This window comes from Xanthovirga aplysinae (assembly GCF_009711365.1).
Classification (GTDB): Bacteria; Bacteroidota; Bacteroidia; order Cytophagales; family Cyclobacteriaceae; genus Xanthovirga; species Xanthovirga aplysinae.
Genome location: NZ_SMMB01000944.1, coordinates 1 through 5705, shown reverse-complemented (window position 1 = coordinate 5705; position 5705 = coordinate 1). Strand labels below are relative to the sequence as shown.

Annotated in this window: 4 protein-coding genes; 2 read left to right on the top strand and 2 right to left on the bottom strand. The window is 37.6% G+C overall.

Annotated features, from left to right (window positions below; translation table 11 throughout):
- Window positions 1–616 precede the first annotated feature (616 nt).
- Together katG and E1171_RS08700 are read left to right on the top strand one after the other, a co-directional pair.
- On the top strand, window positions 617–2845 hold the full coding sequence (katG, locus tag E1171_RS08705; protein ID WP_155205619.1) for a catalase/peroxidase HPI: 2229 nt from the start codon (window positions 617–619) through the stop codon (window positions 2843–2845).
- Window positions 2846–3133: 288 nt separating this feature from the next.
- Window positions 3134–3775 (top strand): MOSC domain-containing protein, encoded by a 642-nt coding sequence (locus E1171_RS08700; RefSeq protein WP_155205618.1) that lies wholly within the window; start codon window positions 3134–3136, stop codon window positions 3773–3775.
- Window positions 3776–3832: 57 nt separating this feature from the next.
- On the opposite strand, the gene E1171_RS08695 is transcribed toward E1171_RS08700, so the two are convergent.
- Complete coding sequence (locus E1171_RS08695; protein WP_155205617.1) at window positions 3833–4075, bottom strand: hypothetical protein; 243 nt, start codon at window positions 4073–4075, stop codon at window positions 3833–3835.
- A gap of 373 nt (window positions 4076–4448) precedes the next feature.
- The coding region (locus E1171_RS08690) for a leucine-rich repeat domain-containing protein (protein WP_187696349.1) at window positions 4449–5705 on the bottom strand (1257 nt) is incomplete at its 5' end.

Here is a 5705-nt window from a genome sequence, read left to right as displayed (position 1 = left end):
TTGATTCCGGATTTACCCCAAAATAATCCTATAATATTTATGACTCATTTTACAAGGGGATTTCGTCCCATTCTGCTATGCTAAGAGGAGCAGTAAGAAAAATTCCAAACCTTCTTTTTCTAATAAATCTGAAATTGTATTTGCAGTCAGTTGATTTACGGTAGATGCTAAATTTGGAGATTTTCCTTTAAAATAATTTAGAAAATCCGATAAATTATAAAGAGCATTTGTGGGTATGATTCCAATATTTTATTGCCTTGATAATTCCCCTTTGAGAAGTTGCCACTATTGGTGGTAAACTTCAACCTCCTTATAGATTAATTTCAATTACTGAATATTGCTTTTAATTTCATTGGTAATAGAAAACAGTTTGGTTTGGTGTTCAAAAAAATTTATTCCTTTTTCATCCTCAAAGGGTCCAATTATCGTACTTTAGAAAGACGAGGAAACATGGCATTTATCTGCTGGAAAGCGAAATTTCTTTAATTCCTTTTTTAGGGGCATAATACAATTTGGTACGTGCTCATCTATTTTATCAATATTGCTATAAAGACTATCGATAAAAACAATTGAAAATTTGTCGTTTTATTTGTAGGAGACAACAAAAATAAAAATAATGGACAATACTCATTCAGATTTAAGCAAATGCCCCTTCCACAATGGACAGGCAAAACAAAAAGCAGGGGGTGGCACATCAAACAAAGATTGGTGGCCGAACCGATTAAACCTTAACATTCTTCGTCAACATTCCTCTTTATCTAATCCCATGGATGAAGATTTTGACTATGCAGAAGCATTTAAGAAGTTAGATTTAGATGCTATTAAAAAAGACATTAATGAGTTAATGGTAACCTCCCAGGACTGGTGGCCAGCAGATTACGGACACTATGGACCATTATTTATTCGCATGGCGTGGCATAGTGCCGGCACATACCGTACAGCAGATGGACGTGGAGGTGCATCGACAGGTAATCAACGCTTTGCTCCTTTAAACAGTTGGCCGGATAATGGGAATCTTGATAAAGCACGAATGTTGCTTTGGCCGGTTAAACAAAAATATGGAAGAAACATTTCTTGGGCGGATTTAATGATTTTGGCAGGTAACTGCGCTCTAGAATCTATGGGGTTTAAAACTTTTGGTTTTGGAGGTGGCCGTAAAGATATTTGGCAGCCTGAAGAAGATATTTACTGGGGAACAGAAACGGAATGGCTTGGGGATAAGCGATATACTGGCGATCGTGACTTAGAAAACCCTTTGGCTGCAGTTCAAATGGGGTTAATTTATGTCAACCCGGAAGGACCAAATGGGGAACCAAACGTACTTGCCTCAGGAAAAGATATTAGGGAAACTTTTGCTCGTATGGCCATGAATGATGAAGAAACCGTAGCTTTAGTAGCAGGTGGACATACATTTGGAAAAACCCATGGTGCCGGAGATGCTTCGAACGTAGGGCCAGAGCCAGAAGCGGCAGGTATTGAAGAACAAGGTAAGGGTTGGAAAAATAGCTTTGGCATAGGAAAAGGCAAAGATACAATTACCAGTGGTATTGAAGGAGCCTGGACACCAACACCCACAAAGTGGGATAACAGCTTTTTTGAAACATTATTCAACTATGAATGGAATTTGGTGAAAAGTCCTGCCGGAGCATGGCAATGGGAAGCAATAGGTGAGGATGCTGCCGATTTAGTTCCAGATGCACATGACCCCTCAAAACGTCATGCCCCTATCATGACAACGGCCGATATGGCCTTAAGGATGGACCCAATCTATGAGCCTATTTCCAGACGTTTCCTTGAAAATCCTGATGAGTTTGCCGATGCATTTGCAAGAGCCTGGTTTAAATTAACCCATCGTGATATGGGTCCTCGTGCATGCTATTTAGGTAAGGAAGTTCCTTCGGAAGCATTAACCTGGCAAGACCCAATCCCTGCCCTTACTCACGACCTGGTCGATGATGCGGATATTGCTGATTTAAAGAGTAAAATCTTAGCTTCAGGATTAAGTATTTCAGAATTAGTTTCTACGGCTTGGGCTTCTGCTTCTACCTTCCGTGGTTCTGACAAACGTGGTGGTGCCAATGGTGCTCGTATCCGTTTTGCTCCTCAAAATAATTGGGAAGTAAATAATCCTGCACAGTTGAAAAAAGTGTTAGGCAAATTAGAGGTAATTAAAGAAGAATTCAATGCTGCTCAATTCGGCAAAGCCATTTCTATGGCAGATTTAATCATACTTGCTGGGGCAGCAGCTATTGAAAAGGCTGCCAAAGATGCTGGGAACGATATTACGGTTCCCTTTACACCTGGTCGTGGAGATGCAACCTTGGAGCAAACGGATGTTGAATCTTTTGGAGTGCTTGAACCGAAAGCAGATGGTTTCCGAAATTATAGAAACACAAACTACGCCTCCATTGCTGAAGAAATGTTGGTGGATAAAGCCCAATTATTGACTTTAACAGCCCCTGAAATGACAGTTCTTGTAGGAGGAATGCGAGTGTTGGACACCAACTTTGATGGTTCTAAACACGGGATATTTACTCCAAATCCTGAAACATTAACAAACGACTTCTTTGTGAATCTATTAGACTTAGGAACAACCTGGAAAGCAATGGATGAAAAAGGAGAAGTATTTGAAGGTGCCGACCGTGGTACCGGAAATAAAAAATGGACAGCAACTCGTGCGGATTTAATCTTTGGCTCAAATTCAGAACTTCGTGCTTTGGCAGAAGTATATGGCTCATCTGATGCTCAAGGAAAATTCGTAAAAGATTTTGTGGCGGCCTGGACCAAAGTGATGAATTTAGACAGGTTTGACTTAGTTAAGTCAGAATTAAGTATGTTTGCCTAATAAGCCAAACTACCACTAAAGATTGTATAAAACTAAAAAGGGGCCGTTGCAAAAACTGTAATGGTCCCTATTTTTTTTACTAAGCTATCATTAGGTTACTTTTGTAAAGAAATGAAAAGAAAAGGTCCTTTTTCTACTTTTTTAGGAGATAACAAGGCGAAAATGGCAAAAAGCATTCTTTATTAGGAAGAAAAAATATCGTTAGAGATCCCATTGTTCTCTAAGTGCAGTTTTATCGTAAAATTGTAGGTTTTAACTGAGGCTCTTGATAGGAGAAAAACAGATAAAATGAAGATAATTTCAATTCAGACAGGGAAACCGAAAACTATTTCTGTAAATGGTCGAGATGTTGTTACCAGTATTTTTAAGTATCCAATAGATAAACCGGTTAAGGTTAACTTCTTGGGAATAGAATCGGATACTCAATCGGATTTGAAAGTACATGGTGGTAAATTCAAGGCAGTATATGCATATCCTTCAGAACATTATCCTTATTGGAAGGAACTATTAGCACAATATGATTTCGAATGGGGAGCTTTTGGTGAAAATTTAGTAACAACAGGTCTTTTAGAGCAGGAAATATTTTTAGGGGATACCTTAAAAATGGGAAATGTTCTTCTTCGGGTGACACAACCAAGATTTCCTTGCTATAAACTAGGTGTTAAATTCAATGATGGACAAATGATTGCCCACTTTCATCGTAGTGGCAGATCGGGATTCTATTTCGAAGTTTTGGAGGAGGGATCCTTTCAAAAAGGGGATTCAATCCAAGTGGTGGAGAAAAGAAATGGAACTTCTATCTCAAAATTTGTAAAAGCAAAAACTGAATCAAATCCCAACCCTGATACCATTAAATCTATATTAGATGACCCCAATTTAATAGATGAATGGAGGTCTTATTTCTCCAGAAAGTTAGTGAAGCTTTCTTAACGATACTTCAGAAAAATACAATCTTGATAAGATTTGGGTTTTATCAAAGAGCCTGCATCAGCAGGCCTTTGGTAGTTCAAATCCTTCTACAGAAACCAAATAGTCTAATCGTAACTCTAAACCATTATCCAATAACATATATTCTACTTTGGCACGAACAAATAAGTTCTTAATCCTGGCCATTACTTCTTGTTTTCTACCATTTTCCCAAAAAACAATATTCACTTCTTCACCTCTAGTTGCCCAATGCTCCAATCGATCATAATAATTACAGCTAATGGGATTATAATTAGTTCCCATTTGTTAGAGTTCTTTATTCTGTAGAGAATAACGGATGAGAAATGCATAAGTTGTTAATAAAAAGACAGTTTATTTTCTTATATATTCGCTTTCGTTATAAAGTACTGCACAACAATGAAAGATAAAGCCTTTCTTTTTCGAAAAAAAATAGGCAGGATTTAAGGAATCTCTTAATCCATTATTTACCCAAGCCCGATCGGTTTCTTATGCAAAGGTTGTATAATATTCCATAATTTTTGAATCCTAAATTTGAGGATTTTATGGGAAGAATAGAGATTTTGGATTCCTTTAAAACTTTATATTGGTTAAAAATGCATTATAATGTGTTGGAGGGAAAAAAATCCCCTTTGGAGAATAAATACCATTTGTCTTTTCATTCCTCACAATCCAGGTCACTATTCCCATAAATACGTGTTGGGCTATCTTCAATATAAACCCAAAGATTTGACAAATCCCAAATTTCTTGGGGTAAACAATTTACAGTACTTGAGATCCAAAGGAACTTTAATTTTTTCAATGCTCCAACTTCTTTGGGAAGGGTTTCTGTAGCCGTATTTCCTATATCTAAGGCTGTTAAGCTTGCTAAATTGCCAATTTCAGAAGGAATTGTGCCTAATTGTTCATTTCGATCCAAAAGTAAGGTTTCTAATTTTGTCAATGTACTTAATTCCGGTGGGAGGGAAGTCAGTTTATTGTATCCCAAATCTAAATAGGTCAATGCTGTTAAATAAGAAATTTCAATTGGAAGAGAATGAATATCAAAGGCAGAAAGGTCAAGGTGAATTAATCTTCCCTCTTCTATTTTATAAGATTTCTTATCCGGCCCCATAGCTGAAGTAAGCCCCAAATCAATTAAAATTTCTTCCAGGGGTTTATTGGTATCCAACTTATCACCCAATTTAGCATCAATAGCAGATTTATTGGCATGATAAATACTGAATATAGCAGCTTTGTCACTGACTACCTCCAAGGAAAGCCCAACCCAGTAGTGTACAGATAGATTTGGGTTAAGCTTGGAAGTAATGGTAAATTCAACAGGGCCTTTACTAAAATCCACAGGCTCTCCCAAAGTAGGAGAAACGGTGAATTCATCCTTATTAAAACCCTCCATTTTGGGAGTAAAAACAAGGTTTCCTGACCCGGCAAACTCCATAGCGATCTCTCCTTTACCTACTTGCATTCCACTTTTTATTTGTGGATGCTGTACCGCCACCATTTCAAACCCTTCTTGAAATCCGAAAGCGTCTGTAAAACGAACGTTTGAAAAATCTACGAATTCAGGCCCTTTTTCTACAAACACCTGCACCAAATATTGAACTTCAATTTCTGGATTCTCCACCGAGGTTATGGTGTATTCTACCGTTCTGTTATTGGAGAAATCGACTGTTTCACCTAAGGCTGGACTGATCGTATATAAGTCACTAATAAGGTTATCTACTTTTGGGGTTAAATGTAAATTATCTGTACCTTTCGGTAAAACAATTCTAATAGCACCAGAAAGCATGGGTTCACCTTCTATCAGGGTAGAAGGATGCTCTAATACCGTATTCACGTTTTGTATACCCTCAAATTCAAATTTATAGAACTTTGCCTCCTGCTGATTTATGCCAGGTGCAATTTTCTCTTTTTG